The organism is Rhodococcus sp. BP-349, assembly GCF_019835845.1.
Taxonomy (GTDB): Bacteria; Actinomycetota; Actinomycetes; order Mycobacteriales; family Mycobacteriaceae; genus Rhodococcoides.
On sequence record NZ_JABUDR010000001.1, the window covers coordinates 2,099,297 to 2,117,306 of the forward strand.

General features: G+C 68.0%; 17 protein-coding genes, 1 other RNA gene and 1 pseudogene. 15 read left to right on the top strand and 4 right to left on the bottom strand.

All coding sequences use genetic code 11. The features are described 5' to 3' along the window. Positions 1–76: 76 nt before the first annotated feature. From HQ325_RS09905 to HQ325_RS09920, 4 genes are all read right to left on the bottom strand, one after another. On the bottom strand, positions 77–286 hold the full coding sequence (locus HQ325_RS09905) for a hypothetical protein (RefSeq protein WP_222629232.1): 210 nt from the start codon (positions 284–286) through the stop codon (positions 77–79). 102 nt (positions 287–388) lie between these two features. Then, entirely contained in the window at positions 389–1,609 is a 1,221-nt protein-coding gene (locus tag HQ325_RS09910; protein ID WP_222628533.1) for an acyl-CoA dehydrogenase family protein, read from the bottom strand. 31 nt (positions 1,610–1,640) lie between these two features. After that, on the bottom strand, positions 1,641–3,059 hold the full coding sequence (locus HQ325_RS09915; RefSeq protein ID WP_308014329.1) for an acyl-CoA dehydrogenase family protein: 1,419 nt from the start codon (positions 3,057–3,059) through the stop codon (positions 1,641–1,643). Positions 3,060–3,098: 39 nt separating this feature from the next. Further along, positions 3,099–3,923, bottom strand: a complete 825-nt coding sequence (locus HQ325_RS09920) for an inositol monophosphatase family protein (protein ID WP_308014330.1) — start codon at positions 3,921–3,923, stop codon at positions 3,099–3,101. A gap of 57 nt (positions 3,924–3,980) precedes the next feature. On the opposite strand from HQ325_RS09920, the gene prfB reads away from it, so the two are divergent. From prfB to HQ325_RS09995, 15 genes and pseudogenes are all read left to right on the top strand, one after another. Beyond that, complete coding sequence (gene prfB, locus HQ325_RS09925; protein ID WP_222628539.1) at positions 3,981–5,096, top strand: peptide chain release factor 2; 1,116 nt, start codon at positions 3,981–3,983, stop codon at positions 5,094–5,096. A 66-nt stretch (positions 5,097–5,162) separates the two neighbouring features. Further along, complete coding sequence (locus tag HQ325_RS09930) at positions 5,163–5,987, top strand: mechanosensitive ion channel family protein (protein WP_222629179.1); 825 nt, start codon at positions 5,163–5,165, stop codon at positions 5,985–5,987. Further along, positions 5,984–6,436, top strand: a complete 453-nt coding sequence (locus tag HQ325_RS09935) for a hypothetical protein (RefSeq protein WP_222628541.1) — start codon at positions 5,984–5,986, stop codon at positions 6,434–6,436. Before HQ325_RS09930 ends, HQ325_RS09935 begins: the two co-directional genes overlap by 4 nt. A gap of 53 nt (positions 6,437–6,489) precedes the next feature. Continuing rightward, positions 6,490–7,179 carry a cell division ATP-binding protein FtsE gene (gene ftsE, locus HQ325_RS09940; RefSeq protein WP_222628543.1) on the top strand — a complete coding sequence of 230 codons (690 nt, stop codon included), beginning with the start codon at positions 6,490–6,492 and terminating at the stop codon, positions 7,177–7,179. Between the two features lie 68 nt (positions 7,180–7,247). Next, positions 7,248–8,153: a permease-like cell division protein FtsX gene (gene ftsX / locus HQ325_RS09945; protein ID WP_027506812.1), complete on the top strand. Its 906-nt coding sequence runs from the start codon at positions 7,248–7,250 to the stop codon at positions 8,151–8,153. Between the two features lie 87 nt (positions 8,154–8,240). Then, positions 8,241–8,714, top strand: a complete 474-nt coding sequence (gene smpB, locus HQ325_RS09950) for an SsrA-binding protein SmpB (RefSeq protein WP_027506811.1) — start codon at positions 8,241–8,243, stop codon at positions 8,712–8,714. Positions 8,715–8,736: 22 nt separating this feature from the next. Continuing rightward, positions 8,737–9,606, top strand: a complete 870-nt coding sequence (locus HQ325_RS09955; RefSeq protein ID WP_222629181.1) for a DMT family transporter — start codon at positions 8,737–8,739, stop codon at positions 9,604–9,606. A 69-nt stretch (positions 9,607–9,675) separates the two neighbouring features. Beyond that, the gene (locus tag HQ325_RS09960; RefSeq protein ID WP_222628545.1) at positions 9,676–11,193 is read left to right on the top strand and encodes an SDR family oxidoreductase; all 1,518 of its coding nucleotides are present in this window, start codon (positions 9,676–9,678) and stop codon (positions 11,191–11,193) included. A gap of 62 nt (positions 11,194–11,255) precedes the next feature. Further along, positions 11,256–11,626, top strand: a transfer-messenger RNA (tmRNA) gene (gene ssrA, locus HQ325_RS09965). A 121-nt stretch (positions 11,627–11,747) separates the two neighbouring features. Then, positions 11,748–12,404, top strand: a complete 657-nt coding sequence (locus HQ325_RS09970; RefSeq protein WP_222628547.1) for an alpha/beta fold hydrolase — start codon at positions 11,748–11,750, stop codon at positions 12,402–12,404. Between the two features lie 59 nt (positions 12,405–12,463). After that, positions 12,464–13,762 (top strand): NAD(P)/FAD-dependent oxidoreductase, encoded by a 1,299-nt coding sequence (locus HQ325_RS09975; protein WP_222628549.1) that lies wholly within the window; start codon positions 12,464–12,466, stop codon positions 13,760–13,762. Between the two features lie 41 nt (positions 13,763–13,803). Next, a pseudogene (locus HQ325_RS09980) lies at positions 13,804–14,478 on the top strand (DUF1365 domain-containing protein); the annotation flags it as partial. Between the two features lie 108 nt (positions 14,479–14,586). Further along, positions 14,587–15,861: a cyclopropane-fatty-acyl-phospholipid synthase family protein gene (locus tag HQ325_RS09985; protein ID WP_222629183.1), complete on the top strand. Its 1,275-nt coding sequence runs from the start codon at positions 14,587–14,589 to the stop codon at positions 15,859–15,861. After that, entirely contained in the window at positions 15,858–17,153 is a 1,296-nt protein-coding gene (locus HQ325_RS09990; RefSeq protein WP_222628551.1) for a cyclopropane-fatty-acyl-phospholipid synthase family protein, read from the top strand. The genes HQ325_RS09985 and HQ325_RS09990 overlap by 4 nt, the downstream gene beginning before the upstream one ends. Further along, on the top strand, positions 17,150–17,944 hold the full coding sequence (locus HQ325_RS09995) for a DUF1295 domain-containing protein (RefSeq protein ID WP_222628553.1): 795 nt from the start codon (positions 17,150–17,152) through the stop codon (positions 17,942–17,944). The genes HQ325_RS09990 and HQ325_RS09995 overlap by 4 nt, the downstream gene beginning before the upstream one ends. Positions 17,945–18,010: the final 66 nt, after the last annotated feature.

Consider the following 18,010-nt stretch of genomic DNA (forward strand, 5'->3'; position numbering starts at 1 on the left):
GACTGTCGGGCCTTTCGCGTTGCCGCAGGCACCGGCGTCGGCTCGATCGGATCAGGGCGACGTCGGTGCCTGGTGCTCAGTGCGAGATGTCGGGATCCGCCGACGTCATGCCCGTGCTGGGCGCGTCGTTCTCGTCGACGTCCCCGCCCGCGTCCGTACGGTCCCCCGAGGCGTCCGTCTCGTCCAGATCGACGGCGTCCGCACCCTCGAGGTGGGTGAGGCCCACCTCGGCCTCCGCGACGAGGCCCTTGGCTTTGTCCTCGATCTTCTTCGCCCAGTCCGACATGGCAGTCTCCCTCGTGTTCGCCGTGCTTCGTCCGTTCCAGCTTGCCAGAACAGCAGAAAGGCCCGGCACATGTGCCGGGCCTTTCTCAGGGTCGAGCGAACATCACTTCAGCTCGGCGGACGTCTTCCCGAGCACGCGGCGAGCCACGATCAGCTGCTGGATCTGCTGGGTTCCCTCGAAGATGTCGAGGATCTTCGAGTCCCGTGACCACTTCTCGAGCAGCAGGTGCTCGGAGAAGCCGAGCGTGCCGGCCAGTTCCACCGCCTTGAGCGTGATGTCGGTGGCGCTACGGCCTGCCTTCGCCTTGGACATCGACGCCTGCAGCGAGTTGGGCTCCTTGTTGTCCGCCATCCACGCAGCGCGGAGAGCGAGCAGGTAAGCAGCCTCCCAGTCGGCCTCGAGCCGGATGTACTCCGCAGCAGCGGCCGACTGGCTGTAGGTGGCAGCGTCGTAGTCGATGACCACTCCGGCGTCGGTCAGGATCGACCTCAGCTCCTCGAGCGCTGCACGGGCGACACCGATGGCCATGCCGGCGACCAGGGGACGGGTGTTGTCGAACGTCTGCATGACGCCGGCGAAACCCTTGTCCGTGTCCACGTCCGGGGAACCCAGGAGGTTGTCCTTGGGGATGCGGCAGTTGTCGAGAAGCAGAGCGGCGGTGTCGGACGCCTTGATGCCGAGCTTGTGCTCGAGGCGCGCGACGGACAGGCCCGGTGCGTCCCGCGGGACGACGAAGGACTTGATCGCGGCGCGGCCCTTGGACTTGTCGACGGTGGCCCACACGACGATGTGCGTGGAGCGCTCGCCCGCCGTGACGTAGATCTTCTCGCCGTTGAGGACCCACTCGTCACCGTCGAGTACCGCGGTGGTGCTCACAGCGGCCGAGTCGGAACCGAACGAGGGCTCGGTGATGGCCATCGAGGCCCACACCTTGCCGAACCGCTCGAGCTGCTCGTCGGTGGCGACGGCGGCGATGGCGGAGTTGCCGAGGCCCTGATACGGGATGGACAAGGTCAGGCCCACGTCGCCCCAGCACGTCTCGATGACGTTGACCAGGGCGGACATGTTGCCGCCGTTGGCATTCGCGGTCTTGCTCGGCTTGGGAGCGTCGCCCTTGGCCTCACGGCCACCCTTGGCGCCGCCGATCTCGCCGCCGGCGTCGCTCATGCCTTCGATCATGGCGGCCATGGTGTCCAGCTCGACCGGGTAGGCGTGCTCCGCCAGGTCGTACTTGCGCGACACGGGGCGCATGATCTCGGCCGCGACCTGATGAGCCTGGTTGGCCGACGCCCTGAGCTTGCGAGGAAGTTCGAGATTGATCATGAGAGTTCCAATCGAAAGGTGGGGTGTCGGATCAGATCAGGACGATGCCCTCGGCAACGCCGACGGCGCGGAGATCGCGGTACCAGCGCTCGACCGGGTGCTCCTTGGTGAAACCGTGTCCACCGAGAAGCTGGACACCGTCGAGGCCGATCTGCATGCCCTTGTCCGTCGCGAGTCGACGGGCGAGGGAGGCCTCGCGTGCGAAGGACAGTCCCTGCTCGGCACGGGAGGCGCCGCGCTGGATGACCAGGCGCAGACCGTCGAGCTCGATCGCGATGTTGGCGACCATGAAGGCCACGGCCTGACGGTTGCTGATCGGCTCGCCGAACGCGGTGCGGTCGTTGACGTAGGGGACCACGTAGTCCAGGACGGCCTTCGACGTACCGGCAGCCATGGATGCCCAGCCCAGACGCGCGAGCCGGATGGCGTCGGTGTAGTCGGACACGTGAGCGTCCGCGTCGCCGTCGCCCAGCAGATTGGCCTCGGGTACGGCGACGCCGTCGAGGTGCAGTCGGCCGATGCCCGCCGCCCGCAGACCCATGCTCGGGTCCGCCTCGACGCTCAATCCGGCGGTGTCGGACTCGACGATGAAGAGTGCCGGACGGCCGTCGAGCTCGGCGGCGACGATGAACAGCTCGCAGGCGGCAGCCGACGGCACGAGGCTCTTGACGCCCGTGAGCTTGTAGCCACTGGGGGAGCGGACGGCCTTGGTCTGCAGCGCGAACGGGTCGAAGAGGGCACGCGGCTCGTTCACGACGAGCGCTGCGCTCGGCACCTTCTCACCCGTGAAGGACGGCAGGTACGTCTTCTGCTGAGTCTCGGTGCCCCACTGCGTGAGCGCCACCGCCACGCCGCTGGGGGCGAGGATCGGCAGGGCCAGGCCCATGTCTCCGTACGCGAGCGCCTCGGCGACGAGGGCGTTGGTGACGGCGCCGCGCTCGCTCGCCGCGCCCTCGAGGTTCTCGGGAACATTGATGAGGGTGATGCCCAGCTCGGCGGCGCGAGCGACGAGGTCGTCCGGCGATGCCGCGGCCTCGTCGGCGTCGTGCGCTGCCGGGCGCATGATCTCCTCGGCGAACTCGAGCACCGTCTCGACGATCATCTTCTGCTCGTCGTCGGGAGTCAGGTCGAAGTAGTCGAGTCCCTTGGTGGAGGACTCGGGCAGACGCTCGGGCTTGCCTCCACCGGACACCTTGGAGAAGGTCCGGGTGGCGGCACCGAGCGTCTTGAAGCCGGTCTTCGTGCTCTCGTACGTGACACGGTCGATCGTCTGGCGCAGGTTGTACTTCTCGGCCAGATCGGAGCCGGAAAGCTTGGTGAGTACGCGCATCGCGGTTCCGATGGCGTCGCGTCGGATCGGGTTGAGCCCGACCGCTGACGTGTCGCGCACCGGGCGCCGAGACGCATCGGTCTTGGTCGTGGGGGCGCTGTCGTTCTTCGTCATGATCACCCAGCTGTTCTCGGTGTTCGGTCGTGGACGCGACCTATCTTACTCGTCGGTAAGTTCGGTGTCTACCGTCGAGTAGGGTCGGCGCGTCAGACGCTCGAGGACGGCGTCGTGCAGGAGCGAGTTCGACGCCACCGCGCTCCCGCCGTGCGGCCCCGCCGCACCGTCGAGAGCGGTGAAACGGCCGCCCGCCTCGCGGACCAGCACGTCCAGCGGAGCAAGGTCCCACAGTGATACTTCGGGCTCGGCGGCCACATCGATCGATCCCTCGGCCACCAGGCAGTAGGAGAGGAAGTCGCCGTACCCGCGGATGCGCCACACCTCGTCGGTCAGATCGATGAACTGCTCCCGTAATCCGGCGTCCTTCCACCCCGAGAGACTGGAGAAGCCGAGACTGGCCGAACCGGTCGTGCCCACGGAGGACACCGACAGAGCTCGTGCGTCCCCGTCGTCGAAACGCGCGTGTGCCCCCAGCCCGTCGGCGGCCCACCATCGCCTCTTCAACGCCGGGGCGCTGACGACACCCACGACGGGGACACCGTCGACGAGCAACGCGATCAACGTCGCCCAGATGGGGACGCCGCGAACGAAGCTCTTGGTGCCGTCGATGGGATCGAGCACCCACTGACGCCCGGACAGGACGGCGTCGCCGCCGAACTCCTCACCGAGAACCGAGTCCGCCGGGCGGGCATCGGACAGGAGGCGCCGAATCTCGGTCTCGACGGCCAGATCCGCGTCCGAGACGGGTGTGAGATCGGGCTTGTCCTCGATGCGCAGGTCCACGGCCAGGAATCGCGCCGTGGTGATGGCGTCGGCCGCGTCCGCGAGACGGAGGGCGAGGGCGAGATCGTCGGCGAGGTCGGTCACGGCACAGGACGTTACTGCGGTGCGGGCACGTCGGTCGTTGCCGGTAACCTCGGGCGCGTGCATCCTGACGTATCCGCTGACATCGCCGAACTCGACACCACCCTCACGACAGTGGAGTCGGTGCTCGACATCGAGGAACTCCGTCGCCGGATCGACGAGCTCGAGCACCAGGCTGCCGATCCCGAGCTGTGGAACGACCAGGACCACGCCCAGCAGGTGACCAGCGCCTTGTCCCATGCGCAGACCGAGTTGCGGCGGGTCGAGGCCCTGCGCCAGCGGCTCGATGATCTCCCGGTTCTGTACGAGCTCGCCGAGGCCGAGGAGGGCGAGGCCGCCGCAGAGGCTCTCGCCGAGGCGGATGCCGAGCGCGTCTCCCTGCACACCGACGTCGAGCTGCTCGAGGTACGCACCCTGCTGTCGGGTGAGTACGACAAGAGGGACGCGCTGGTCAACATCCGGTCCGGTGCCGGCGGGATCGACGCCGCGGACTGGGCCGAGATGCTGATGCGCATGTACATCCGCTGGGCCGAGAAGCACGGCTACGGCGTGGAGGTCTACGACACCTCCTATGCCGAGGAGGCCGGCATCAAGAGCGCCACCTTCGCGGTGAAGGCGCCGTACAGCTACGGAACCCTGTCGATCGAGCAGGGCACCCACCGTCTCGTGCGCATCAGCCCCTTCGACAACCAGGGCCGCCGCCAGACCTCGTTCGCCGAGGTCGAGGTGCTGCCGGTGGTCGAGACCACCGACCACATCGAGATCCCCGAGAACGACATCCGTGTCGATGTGTACCGCTCGTCGGGGCCGGGTGGTCAGTCCGTCAACACCACCGACTCCGCCGTGCGACTCACCCACATCCCCACCGGCATCGTGGTCACCTGTCAGAACGAGAAGTCGCAGCTGCAGAACAAGGTGTCTGCCATGCGCGTGCTCCAGGCCAAGCTGCTCGAGGTCAAGCGCAAGGAGGAGCGTGCCGAGATGGACGCGCTCAAGGGCGACGGCGGCAGCTCGTGGGGCAACCAGATGCGCTCGTACGTACTGCACCCGTACCAGATGGTGAAGGACCTGCGGACCGAGTACGAGGTCAACAACCCGTCCTCGGTGCTCGACGGCGACATCGACGGCTTCATCGAGTCGGGCATCCGCTGGCGCATGCGTGCAGAGCAGGCGTAACCGGTGAGCGCCTTCTGGCCACTCCCGCCCGACTTCGTCTTCTGGCTCCAGAACAACTTCCTCGAGATGGTCCTGTGGGTCCTCGGCGGCATGCTGGCAGCGCGTGCGGTCGGCTGGGCCGGCAGCAAGATCACCGTCCGCATCGACCGGACCTACCAACAGACCGACGCCCTGGTGCGGACCGAGGCGGCCAAGCACCGCCACTCGGTGGCGCAGGTCGTCACGTGGGTCGTGATCGCGCTGATCTACGTGCTCGTCGCCATCCGCGTCCTGCAGCGGCTCGGGTTCCCCATCACAAGCCTCGTCGCGCCGGCCACCGTGCTCGGTGCGGCGCTCGGCTTCGGTGCCCAGCGCATCGTCCAGGACATCCTGTCCGGGTTCTTCATCATCACCGAGCGTCAGTACGGCTACGGCGACGTCGTGCAACTCGCCATCACCGGCACCGCGGGCGACGCCATCGGCACCGTCGAGGACGTCACGCTGCGTGTCACGCGCGTGCGCTCTGCCGAGGGCGAGGTGATCACGGTGCCCAACGGCCAGATCGTCAAGGCGGTCAACCTGTCGAAGGACTGGGCACGCGCCGTCATCGACGTGCCGGTACCGCCGACCGCGGACCTGTCGCGCGTCACGGAGCTGCTGAAATCGGTGGGCGAGGAGGCCTTCCGCGACAGCCGGCTCACCGAGTTGCTGCTCGACGAGCCCACCGTCATGGGTGTCGAGAGCATCGAGGTGGACCAGGTCAACCTGCGCCTCGTCGCCCGCACCCTGCCGGGCAAGCAGTTCGAGGTGGGGCGCGAACTCCGTGCGCGCATCGCCCTGACGCTGCGCAACGACGGCATCACCGTCTCGCCCGAACTCTCCGCCGACCGTCCCGTGGGAGGCGAGCAATGACCTCGAACGAGCCCGAGAGCCCCACGACGGAGCATCCGGACGCGCCACGATCGACGTTTCGTCCCGGGTGGATGGCCCGCATACCGGCGCGCATCCTCGGTCGCTTCCGCACGACCACCGTGGTGATGGTGCTCGCCTTCCTGGCCGTACTCGTGCTGTGGAACAACGTGCGCTTCGACCCGACCCTCAACGAGAACTCGCCGGTGTACGTCCCGCCCACACCGTCGTCGTCCGAGGTCCCGCCCCCGGCGGAGACGTACGCGCCGACGACCACCACGTTCCGGTCGACCACGACGCCCGTGCCGACCACGACGGACCCGGTCTCGCCGCAGGACGGCGTCACGACGACGGCACCGGCGCCCACGACGACCACCGGCACCACGACGCGCGCACCCGGGTTCCAGCTGCCGACCATCCCCGGTCTGCCGTTGCCGAGCGGAACGAACTGACCCGCGCGTCGCTGTAGCGGCACGGTCGGGGCGCGCGGCTACACTGGCGACCCGTGATCAGCGTGGAGAACGTCTCGAAGTCCTACAAGTCCTCGACTCGACCCGCGCTGGACAAGGTGTCCGTGAAGATCGAGAAGGGGGAGTTCGTCTTCCTCATCGGGCCGTCGGGCTCGGGCAAGTCGACCTTCATGCGGCTGCTTCTCCGCGAGGAGATGCCGACCTCGGGCGACATCACGGTGGCCGACTTCCACGTGAACAAGCTCGCCGGGCGGCGCGTTCCGAAGCTGCGGCAGAGCATGGGATGCGTCTTCCAGGATTTCCGTCTCCTGCAGAACAAGTCGGTGTCGGAGAACGTCGCGTTCGCGCTGGAGGTGATCGGCAAGCCGCGCGGGGTGATCGAGCGGACGGTGCCGGAGGTGCTCGAGCTGGTCGGACTGTCCGGCAAGGCGGATCGTCTCCCGTCCGAGCTGTCCGGCGGCGAGCAGCAGCGTGTCGCCGTGGCCCGCGCCTTCGTGAACCGGCCGCTCGTGCTGCTCGCGGACGAGCCCACCGGCAACCTGGACCCCGACACCAGCCAGGACATCATGTTGCTGCTCGAGCGCATCAACCGCACGGGCACGACCATCCTCATGGCCACTCACGACAACCACATCGTCGATTCGATGCGCCGCCGCGTCGTCGAGCTCGACAACGGCCGGGTGGTCCGCGACGAGGCACGAGGGGTGTACGGCGTGGGTCGTTAGATCCCGCTCTCGGCCCGTCCTCTGCTCGCGCCCCGGCGCAACGACCTCTCGAAGAAAGTGTGTGAACCGTGCGCGCTAGTTTCCTTCTCGGCGAAGTTCTCACCGGACTGCGCCGCAACATCACGATGACCATCGCGATGGTGTTGACCACCGCCATCTCTCTCGGTCTGTTCGGTGGTGGCCTGCTGGTCGTGCAGATGGCGGGGAAGACGCAGCAGATCTTCCTCGACCGTGTCGAGGTGCAGATCTTCCTGACCGACGACATCTCGACCACCGACCCGGACTGCACCTCGGGAATCTGCGCGGGCCTGCGCACGGACCTGGAGTCGACTCCGTCCGTGGTGTCGGTGCAGTACCTCAACCGGGAGGACGCCGTCGCGGACGCCACGGATCGTGTCTTCAAGGATCAGCCGGAGTTGGCGTCCCTGGTGTCGCCCGAGAGCTTCCCCGCGTCGTTCAAGGTGAAGCTCAGCGATCCCGAGCGGTTCGGCGTGATCAACGACGAGTTCGGGGCACGGCCGGGTGTGCAGAGTGTGCTCAACCAGCGCGAGCTGGTGGACCGGTTGTTCAGCGTCCTCGCGGGCGTCCGCAACGCGGCGTTCGCGGTGGCCGTGGTCCAGGCCGTCGCCGCGGTCCTGCTGATCGCCAACATGGTGCAGATCGCCGCGTTCACCCGTCGGACCGAGGTGGGCATCATGCGCCTGGTCGGTGCCACGCGGTGGTACACGCAGCTGCCTTTCCTGCTCGAGGCCATCGCGGCGTCGCTGGTGGGTGCGGTGCTCGCCATCGCCGGACTGTTCACCGCCAAGGCGGCGTTCATCGACTCGGTGCTGGACGACCTGTACCAGGCCAACATCCTGGCTCGGGTGACGACGAGCGACGTCCTGTTGGTCTCGCCGATCCTGCTGCTGGTCGGCGTCGGCATGGCCACGATCACCTCGTACATCACCCTGCGCCTGTACGTCCGGCAGTAGCGCACCGGACACCCGGAACAAACGGGTGGACGGAGTCCTTATGGTTGTCAGAAGTCACCTCCACCCGCGCCCGAAGGAGTTCCAGCTGTGAAGGAGAAAGGTCGCAAGGCGATTGCGACCAATCGCAAAGCGCGACACAACTACACGATCCTCGACGTCTACGAGGCCGGAGTCGCCCTCGTGGGCACCGAGGTCAAGAGCCTGCGTGACGGGAAGGCGTCGCTGGCCGATGCCTTCGCCACCGTCGACGACGGCGAGGTGTGGCTGCGCGGCCTGCACATTCCCGAGTACATGGCGGGAAGCTGGACCAACCACGCGCCGCGGCGCAACCGCAAGCTCCTGCTGCACAAGCGGGAGATCGAGGTCCTCATCGGCAAGACGCGTGAGGGCAACATGACGCTGGTACCGCTCTCCATGTACTTCAACGAGGGCAAGGTGAAGGTCGAGCTGGCCCTGGCGAAGGGCAAGCAGGACTACGACAAGCGTCAGGACCTGGCGCGTCGGACGGCAGAACGCGAGGTCACCCGTGAGCTCGGTCGTCGCATAAAGGGAATGCGATGACCGTCGTCATCGGGGGAATGCGCTGACCGCGATCGTCCTCGCGCTGATCGCGGCGCTCGGGTACGGCGTCAGCGACTTCGTCGGAGGAGTCGCGTCCCGACGCGTCGCCGCACTGCGCGTGGTCATCGTCTCGTACCCGGTCTCGGTGATCATCGTGGCGGCGGTGATGCCGTTCGTCGGGGGCACGTTCACCGTGTCGTCCGTGCTGTGGGGCTCGTTGTCCGGGCTGGCGGGCGGCGTCGCCGTGTGGTGGTTCTATCTCGCACTCGCCGCCGGGCCGATGGCCGTCGTGTCGCCGATCACGGCCGTTCTGGTGGCCGGTGTACCGGTCGGCGTCGGGCTCGTCCTGGGCGAGCGACCCGGCGTCCTGGCGTACATCGGCATCGCGCTGGCGCTGGTCGCCGTGCTCCTGGTCAGCAAGGAATCACCCGACGACGCCGCGGGTGACGTGGCCGGCGGACGGACTCTGCGATTCACGCCACGGGTGGCGTGGCTGACCGTCGGTTCCGGTCTGGCGTTCGCGTTGACGTTCATCTTTCTCGATCTGGCCGGGGAGGACGACGCGGGTCTGTGGCCGTTGCTCGCCAACCGGGTCACGGCCACGGCCCTCGTGTGGGCGGTCGCCGTCGGCACCGGCATGTTCTCGTTCCCGCGCGGTGGAGTGCTGAAGCTGGCCGCCTGGATCGCCGTTCTGGACGTGGCCGCCAACGCCGCGTTGCTCTACGCGTTCCAGGGTGGGCTCCTGTCCCTCGTCAGTGTGATCGCCTCGCTCTATCCGGCCGCGACCGTGTTGCTGGCCATGGTGATGCTGGGGGAGAGGGTGGCCAAGGTGCAGATCGTGGGCATGGTCATCGCGCTGGGCGCGGTGGGGCTGATCACGGCGGGTGCCTGACCACCTGGCGGCGGTCGCGCTCCGGGTGGGCACCACACTCGGGGTGCTCCTCTGCTACGAATGGAGGGCATGAACACCCAAGCAGGCGCCCGTGTCGTGGTCACCGGAGCGACGGGCTACATCGGCGGTCGACTCGCCCCGCGACTGCAGGAGGCCGGTTACCGAGTTCGGGTCCTCGCCCGGTCGCCCCAGAAGCTCCGCGACGTCCCGTGGGCTGCGGACGTCGAGGTGGTGCAGGGCGATCTGAGTGATCGCGAGTCGCTGGACGACGCGTTCCGGGACGTCGACGTCGTCTATTACCTCGTCCACTCGATGGGGGGATCGGACCACTTCGCCGAGGCGGAACGGCAGAGCGCGGAGAACGTGGCCGACGCCGCGAAGGCCGCCGGCGTGCAGCGCATCGTGTATCTCGGCGGGCTCCACCCGGTGGACGGCGCGCTGTCCCCACACCTCGAATCGCGCGCCGAGGTGGGCCGGATCCTCATCGAGTCCGGCGTCTTCACCGTGGTGCTGCAGGCGGGTGTCGTCATCGGCTCCGGATCCGCGTCGTTCGAGATGATCCGGCACCTCACCAATCGACTGCCCGTCATGACGACCCCCAAGTGGGTGCACAACCAGATCCAGCCGATCGCCGTCCGCGACGTGCTGCACTACCTGATCGAGTCGGCGACCGCGCCGTTCGAGACGTCCCGTACCTGGGACATCGGTGGGCCGGACGTCCTGCAGTACGGCGAGATGATGAACGAGTACGCGAGTGTGGCGGGTCTGCGCAAGCGTCGCATGCTGGTGTTGCCGGTGCTGACGCCCCGACTCGCCGGTCACTGGATCGGGTTGGTCACGCCCATCCCACGCGGACTGGCCATGCCGCTCATCGAGTCACTGCAGTACGACGCCATCGCCCACGAACGGGACATCGACACGGTCGTCCCGCCGCCGGAGGGTGGTTTGACCACCTTCGCGGACTCCGTGCACCTCGCGCTGCGGCGCATCGAGGACGGTGAGGTGGAGACCACGTGGTCCAACGCGACCGATGCGGGCGCACCCTCCGATCCGCTGCCGTCGGACCCCGACTGGGCCGGTGAGGTGGTGTACGTCGACGAACGCGCACAGGACTGCAACGCACCACCGGAACTGCTCTGGGACGTCGTAGAGGGCATCGGTGGTGAGAACGGGTGGTACTCGTTCCCCGCTGCCTGGGTCATCCGCGGCTGGATGGACAAGATCGTCGGGGGCGTAGGACTCAAGCGCGGTCGTCGGGATCCGCGTCGGTTGGTCAACGGCGAGGCACTCGACTGGTGGCGCGTCGAGGAGATCGAGCGCGGGTCGCTGCTGCGTCTGCGCGCCGAGATGAAGGCGCCCGGAGGTGCCTGGCTGGAACTGCGCGTCCTTCCGCGCGACGGCGGGACCCGCTCCCGCTACGAGCAGCGCGCGATCTTCTTCCCGCGGGGGCTGGGCGGACGGCTGTACTGGTTCGCCATCATGCCGTTCCACGGTGTGATCTTCCGCGGCATGCTCGAGAACATCACGGGCAAGGCCGAACGCGCGGCCGACACCGGTGACAAACGGGATGAAACCCGCGTCGGATGACGTTAGACTGACGTGTCCACCGGGAAGACCGGTGGGACGAGACTTCGCCACAGCGGAGGAAAGGGGCTGAACGGTTTCGACTGTGTGCGTCTAGTCAGGGGAAGCGTGCCGGTGCAGGCGAGAGACCACCGCAAGCGTCATCGCAAAAATATAAGCGCCGATTCCAATCAGCGCGACTACGCACTCGCTGCCTAAGTAGCGACTGCGTGTCTGTCAGTCCGATCTTGCCCTCGGGTCGGGTACTGGCATCAGCTAGAGGGCTCACCTCGTCACTCGGTCACGGAGTGATGTGGGACATCAAACAGTGGCTGGGATCGTCATCCAGGCTTGTCTGCGAGATCTGGAGATCCGAGTAGAGGCTTAGCAGACTGCGCACGGAGAAGCCCTGGCAAACCGACACAGGACCCGGGTTCGATTCCCGGCAGCTCCACCGAACGGCCGGACACCATCAGGTGTCCGGCCGTCGTCGTGTCACCCCCTGACGTCCGGCAGTGAGGGCGCGACGTTCGCCACTGCCAGGCATCCAGCGGCCGGAGCGCCCCGAATCAAGAACCATGAGTGTTGACGACGTCGCGGCCCCGACTCTGCACGGGCTCCGGTCCGGCCCTGCCGACTCCGCGGTGCTGGTTCTGCACGGCGGCAAGGTGACCAGCCACGACCGTGCCCGCCCGTGGCAACTGTCGGCCGTGCGCATGGTTCCCTTCACTCGCATGCTCCGGCGCGCGACGGGGCCATCGGTCGCGGTGACGCAGCTGCAGTACCGGTACCGGGGCTGGAACGGCGCCGACCGCAGTCCAGTAGCGGACGCGTGGTGGGCGTGCGAGCAGATCCGCGACACGTACGGACGCGGGACGCCCATCACCGTGCTCGGTCACTCCATGGGCGGCCGTACGGCCGCGGCGATCGCGGGTCACCCCGACGTGGTGGCTCTCGTCGCGCTGGCTCCGTGGTGGCCCGACGGCAGGGAGACCGATACTCTGCGCGCCGGCCAGCGCCTGGTGGTCCTGCACGGCACGATGGACCGGTGGACCGACCCCGTCGCGTCCCGCGCCGCGACCGAACGCGCCGCCGCGCGGGGTGTCGACGCCTCGTTCGTTCCGATGGCGGGAGCGGGTCACTTCATGCTTCGATCACCGCGGACATGGTCGCGACGGGTACGGGAGTTCGTCGTCGACCAATCGCGCGAGGTGTCGTCTACGAAACCCGAGTGACACTGCGAGCGGTCCGACGCACAGCGGCCGGCCGATCGCATCACGTAGGGAGAAGACACATGGCTCACGATGCTCACACCGACCGGCGCATCGCCGTGGTCGGCGCCGGCGTCGCCGGCCTCACGGCAGCGTACGTGCTGTCGAAGACTGCTCGCGTCACGCTGTACGAGGCCGACGGCCGACTCGGCGGTCACGCGGACACCCACACCGTGTCCACCCCGCAGGGTGATCTGCCCGTGGACACCGGCTTCATCGTCCACAACGACCGGACATACCCGACACTGCAGCGCCTGTTCCGCGAATTGGACATTCCGACACAGGAATCGGACATGAGCATGTCGATCCGCTGCGACGGATGCGGACTCGAGTACTCGGGCGGACAGGGCTTCTCCGGGCTGATTCCCGGCCCCGGCAGCCTGCTCCGTGGTCGCTACCTGCGGATGCTGCTCGAGGTCACTCGCTTCCATCGCGTCGCTCGCGCGCTGCTCGCGTCCGGTGACGACGATGCGACGGTCGCCGATGTGCTTGCCCGCCATGAATTCTCGCGGTACTTCGAATCGCACTTCATGACGCCGCTCGTGTCCGCCGTGTGGTCGTGCGAGCCGTCACGGGCCTTGGACTACCCGGCCCGGTACCTCTTCTCCTTCCTCGAGCATCACGGAATGCTCGGCGTCGGCGGCTCGCCGACCTGGCGCACGGTGACCGGTGGATCCGCCCGCTACGTCGAGCGCGTCGCCGAGACGATCGCCGACATCCGTTCGGGCACACCGGTCGCCGCCATCCGACGGGGCGAGGGGTCGGTCGAGATCGAGGACGCCTCCGGGCGCACCGACACGGTCGATGCCGTCGTCGTCGCGACGCATCCCCAGCAGGCGCTGAAGATGCTCGCCGAGCCCACCTCGACGGAGCACCTGGTTCTCGGTGCCATGCCGTACTCGCCCAACGTGGCGCGGCTCCACACCGACGAGAGTGTGCTCCCTCGACTCCGACGCGCACGCGCCTCGTGGAACTACCGCATGCCGGCGTGCGATGCGGCGCCGGGCGGCGTGGTGGTCACCTATGACATGTCACGGCTGCAGCGGCTGCCCGACACCGGCTCCCGATACCTCGTGACGCTCGGCGACGAGGACGATCCCACGGCCGAGGGCACTGCCCTCGACCCGTCGGCCGTGCTCGAGACGATGCGGTACGAGCATCCCCTGTACACGTCCGAGTCGGTCGCCGCGCAGGCGCGACTCGGCGAGCTCGACACCGACCTGGTCGCCTTCGCGGGCGCGTACCACGGGTGGGGTTTCCACGAGGACGGTGCGGCGTCGGGACTACGCGCCGCCGAACGTCTCGGTGGGGTCTGGGCATGACCGCCGTCGACACCCGCGCCGCCACCGGTACTCACACCGCCATGATCTACGAGACATCGATCAGGCACGTGCGGCGGGAGCCGATCGAGAACGAGTTCACCTATCGCAGCTACTCGTGGTTCGTCGACATCGACGCGCTCCCGTCGCTGCCCGGTCCGCTCGCGCCGTTCGCACGGATCGACGCCGCCGACCACGTGGGCGATCCGTCGGCGACCCTGCGGGCCAATCTCGACGATTTCCTCCGGGCACACGCCCGGGTGCCCGTCGCAGGGCGGATCACGATGCTGACCAACGCTCGTGTTCTCGGGTACGTCTTCAACCCCCTGACGGTCTACTGGCTGCACGACGCCGCCGGTCGCGTCGAGCACGTGGTCGCCGAGGTGCACAACACCTACGGCGAACGTCACCGCTACCTGCTGGACACGGACGCTCGCGGGGCGGCGCGCACGCCCAAGGAGTTCTACGTCTCGCCGTTCAACGACGTCAGCGGGGAGTACGCCATGCGGCTCCCGGAGCCCGACGGTTCGCTCGCCCTGTCGATCACGCTGCTCCGGGACGGGCACCCCCCGTTCGTCGCGGTCATGTCCGGCACCGGACGCCCCGCGACGCCGGGCCGCGTCCTGGGCGTTCTCGCGCGAGCCCCCCTCGCCCCGCACGTGGTCACCGCGCGCATCCGGCGTCAGGGGATCGCGTTGTGGGCGCGCGGGCTCCGCACGGTTCCGCGTCCGCCGGTGCGCGGCGACGTACCCGCCGTGGTGGACCGGCACGGTCCGCTCTCCACTCCGCTCGGCTCGGCAGAACCCCCTCGATCAGAAGGCACCAGGATGACTCAGTACGCCGTGGCATCGACCGTCGACGCCGAACGTTGGCCCTCCATCGCTACGGCGCCGGTCACCGTCAAGGCTCGCCTCGCGTCGCCCGTCGCCGACGCTCTCTTCCGCAGGGCGGCAGAACATCTCGCGATCAGGGTCGAGATGCCGAACGGTGTCGTCATCGGAGGCGGCGCGAACGATCCCGCCGCTCCGGTGATGACGATCCATCGCCCGCGCGACTTCGCGGCGCGCGTGGGGGAGAGCGGGCTCATCGGATTCGGTGAGGCGTACATGGCCGGCGACTGGGACGCGCCCGATCTCACGGCGGCACTCGGCGTCTTCGCCGAACGCATGGCGACCCTCATCCCGAAGTGGCTGCAGCGCCTGCGCGGCCTCTACATCCCCAAGCAGCCGGTCTCCGAGACCAACACCACGAGCAACACGCGCTCGAACATCTCGCGCCACTACGACCTGTCGAACGAGATGTTCGAACTGTTCCTGGACGAGACGATGACCTATTCGAGCGCACTGTTCCCGTCGCTGAACCCGGCGCCCGGATGGGACGACGTCGCCGACGCGCAGCGGTCCAAGATCGATCGACTGCTCGATCGCGCCGGGGTGACCGCGGGAACACGCGTCCTGGAGATCGGCACCGGCTGGGGCGAACTCGCCATCCGCGCCGCCGAACGCGGTGCCACGGTGCGGTCGGTGACCCTGTCCACCGAGCAACTGGAACTCGCGTGCAAGCGCATCGACGCCGCCGGCCACGCCGACCGGGTCCAGGTCGACCTGCTGGACTACCGACTGGTCGACGGCGAGTACGACGCCATCGTGTCCGTCGAGATGATCGAGGCGGTGGGACACCAGTACTGGGGCGAGTACTTCCGCACCATCGACTCGTTGCTCGCTCCGGGAGGCAAGGTGGCGATCCAGGCCATCACCATGCCGCACGAGCGCATGCTGGCCACGCGCAACACGTACACCTGGGTGCACAAGTACATCTTCCCCGGCGGGTTCCTCCCGTCGATCCGGGCGATCGAGAGCATCACCGAGAAGGAGACGACGCTGCGCGTGCGCGAGCGTCTGTCCATCGGCGATCACTACGCCCGCACCCTGCGACTGTGGGACGAGCGCTTCCACGCGCACGCCGAGGAGGCCCGGATGCTGGGCTTCGACGACGTGTTCGCCCGCATGTGGCACTTCTACCTCTGCTATTCCGAGGCCGGCTTCGGCTCCGGATACATCGATGTCCAGCAGATCCTGCTCGAACGAAGGAGCGACCGATGACCGGCACCCCCACCGTGGCCGCACGGCTCGAAGACCTGATCTCCCCGTTCGTCGGCGGCGCGCTGCCGGTGCACCTGACGGCGTGGGACGGCTCGACCGCCGGCCCCACCGACGCACCGAAGGTGACGCTGTACAGCCCGAACGTGCTGCGACGGTTGCTGTGGAGCCCCGGTGAACTGGGTGCTGCTCAGGCGTATGTCACCGGTGAACTCGACGTGGAAGGCGACCTCGACGAGGCGCTGACGCACGTGTGGGACGTGGTGCGCACTCGTCGGCTGACGGCCGTCCGGCCGAGCCCGAAGGCGATCGTCGAGTTGGTCCGCACCGCGGCCTCGCTGGGTGTCGTCGGGGTGAAGCAGGCCCGTCCTCTCCCCGCCCCCGCCTCGCAGGCTGTCATCAAGGGTCGACTGCACTCGTTGGTGCGCGATCGCGCGGCGATCAGCCACCACTACGACCTCTCGAACGAGTTCTACGAGATGGTGCTCGACCCGCAGATGGCGTACTCGAGCGGCTACTGGACGTCGGACTCGCCCGACTACGGCCTCGAGGATGCGCAGCGCGACAAGCTCGACCTCGTGTGCCGGAAGATCGGCCTCGGCCGCCCCGGAATGCGGTTCCTCGACGTCGGATGCGGCTGGGGATCGTTGAGTCTGCACGCAGCGGAGCACTTCGACGCGCAGGTCGTGGGCGTCACGATCTCCCGCGAGCAGAAGGCCTTCATCGACAAGCGCATCGCGGACCGCGGCCTGCAGGACCGGGTGGAGATCCGCATCCAGGACTACCGCGAGGTGCCCGACGGCCCCTTCGAGGCCGTCGCCTCCATCGAGATGGGCGAGCACGTCGGCGAGAAGAACTATCCGATCTACGCGAAGGCGCTGTACGACAACGTGGTGCCCGGTGGTCGGGTGCTGGTGCAGCAGATGTCGCGCAAGGCGGGGGACAACCCGGGCGGCGGTGCCTTCATCGAGTCGTTCATCGCCCCCGACATGTACATGCGGCCCGTGGGTGCGACGGTCGCCATGATCGAGGAGTCGGGTCTCGAGGTCCGCGACGTGCACGCCCTGCGCGAGCACTACGTCCGCACCGTCGACGCTTGGTACGCGACCTTCGAGAGCCGCTGGGACGATCTGGTCGCACTCGTCGGGGACGAGGTGGCGCGGGTGTGGCGCCTGTACCTCGTGGGCGGCGGAATGGCGTTCCGCGACGGCCGGATGGGTGTCGACCAGATCCTGTCCGTCCGCCCCGACGACCGCGGCGTGTCCTCGATGCCGCTGGTCCGGACACACGGATGACGGACTTCTCCTGGTCCGATCTGGCCGTCGTGTCGGCGTTCTCCCTGCTGGCGGTGGTCGTTGTCCTCACCGTCACCGCGGTCGTCGGCTTCCGCATCGGTCGGCACAACGTGGTCGACGTGAGCTGGGGAGCAGGCTTCGTCGCGGTGGCGATCGCCGCGGTACTGGCCGGGTCCGGCGACGGGTGGCGGCGAGTGTTGATGCTGGTGCTCGTCGGCGCCTGGGGCACCCGTCTCGGGGTCTCGATGTTCCGCCGCTCACGGGGCAAGGGCGAGGACCCGCGGTACGAGAAGATGCTGTCGAACGCGCCGGGCAGCCCCGCTGTGTACGCGATTCGCAAGATCTATCTCACGCAGGGCGTCGCGCTGTGGTTCGTGTCGCTGCCGGTGCAGGTCGCCGCCGTGTCCGACGGATCGTTCGGCGTCGTCACTGCGGTGGGCGTCGCTCTGTGGGTCCTGGGCATCGTCTTCGAGACGGTGGGGGATCGTCAGATGGACGCCTTCAAGGCGGACGCGTCCCGCAAGGGCACCATCATGGACCGGGGCTTGTGGCGGTACACGCGCCACCCCAACTACTTTGGTGATGCCTGTGTCTGGTGGGGCATCTTCCTGGTCTCCGCGGCGCACTGGCCCGGTGTGCTGACCGTGCTCTCGCCGGTCGCCATGACGTACTTCCTCGTGTTCGCGACGGGTGCGCGGCTGCTCGAGCAGCACATGGCGGAGCGGCCCGGTTATCGCGAGTACCAGCAGCGCACCAGCTACTTCGTTCCGCTCCCGCCCCGCAAGGCCTGAGCGGGCCCGACTTCCGGTCACGCACGCAGCCCCGAGGAGGGGTGGTCTGCGCGCGTGACCGGTTCA